This is a genomic window from Microvirga sp. P4_G7, assembly GCF_056401005.1.
The window spans coordinates 1-1,334 of the sequence record NZ_JBFUKD010000862.1 but is presented as its reverse complement, the minus strand read 5'-3'; the positions used below and the strand labels follow the sequence as shown (position 1 = coordinate 1,334).

At 64.7% G+C, this 1,334-nt stretch carries 2 protein-coding genes; both read right to left on the bottom strand.

From position 1 onward, the window contains the following. On the bottom strand, positions 1-850 hold an 850-nt coding region (aztB, locus tag AC1DT3_RS21425), incomplete at its 3' end, for a zinc ABC transporter permease AztB (protein ID WP_477467201.1). 38 nt (positions 851-888) lie between these two features. Next, a partial coding sequence (locus AC1DT3_RS21420) for a metal ABC transporter ATP-binding protein (protein WP_477467200.1) occupies positions 889-1,334 on the bottom strand: 446 nt, incomplete at its 5' end.

The window sequence follows — 1,334 nt, the reverse complement described above, 5'->3', positions numbered from 1 at the left end:
TTCCCGGCATCAGCAGCCAGAACAGGCCGCCTTCGCGCCCGAAGACGAGCGACAGGATGTAGAGACCGCCGGCGACGAGGATGATGGCCGGGCCGGCCGGCAATTCGGCGTGGAAGGACAACAGAAGTCCGCCGATGCCGGACACGATGCCGACGAGGATGGAGACGAGCATCATCATCGTCACGTCTGCGCTCCAGAACCGCGCAGCGGCGGCCGGCAGCATCATCATGCCGACCGCCAGAAGCGTGCCGAGCGCATGGAAGCCGCCGACGAGGTTCAACACGACGAGACCGAGGAAAATGAGGTGCGTCGGCGTGCCGGCGCGGCTGACCGAGCGCAAGAAGGTCGGATCGACACATTCCAGCACGAGTGGACGATAGAGTGCGGCAAGTGCGGCGAGCGTGATCGAGGAGATCGACGCCAGCAGAAGGAGCGTGTTGTCGTCGAGCGCCAGGACCGTGCCGAACAGGACATGCAGAAGATCGACGTTCGATCCGCGCAGCGACACGATGGTGACGCCGAGCGCCAGCGAGAGAAGATAGAACGCGGCGAGGGACGCGTCTTCCTTGAGTGTCGTCAGACGTGACACCAATCCCGCCGCCACTGCAACGACGACACCCGCGACGAGGCCGCCGATGGTCATGGCGGGAAGAGACAGGCCTGCCGCCAGATAGCCGAACGCTGCGCCGGGAAGAATCGCGTGCGCCATCGCGTCGCCCGTCAGGCTCATGCGGCGCAGCATCAGGAATACGCCGACCGGTCCGCCGCCGAGCGCGATGGCGATGGTGCCGACGAGGGCGCGTTGCATGAACTCGAATTCGGAAAAGGGAGCGATCAGAAACTCGAACATGGTCGCAGGGGCGCCTTCAGAAAAACGACGAGAATGAATCAGGCGGCGCTGCGGCTGCACGCTTCCGCGTGGGGATCGTAGGCTTCGACCATGTTGCGCGCCTTGAGGAGATTGTCAGCGCTGAGAACCGCGTCCGTGCGTCCCCAAGCCACCGGTTCGCGGGCGATCAGAAGCGTCTCCGGGAAGACCCGTCGCACGACGTCGAGATCGTGCAGGACAGCGACCACGGTCCGCTCTTCTTTGTGCCAGCGCCGCACGAGATCGAGCAGGTCCGTCGTGGTCTTCTCGTCGATGGCGGTGAACGGCTCATCGAGGAGAATGACGGAGGCGTCCTGCAACAAAAGGCGCGCGAACAGAACGCGTTGCATCTGCCCGCCGGAGAGGGTCGWAATCGGGCGACGCTCGAAACCGATCAGGCCGACCGCGGAAAGAGCTTCCTCGATCCTGGTCCGGTCCTTGGCGCCGATGCCGCCGAACATGCCTG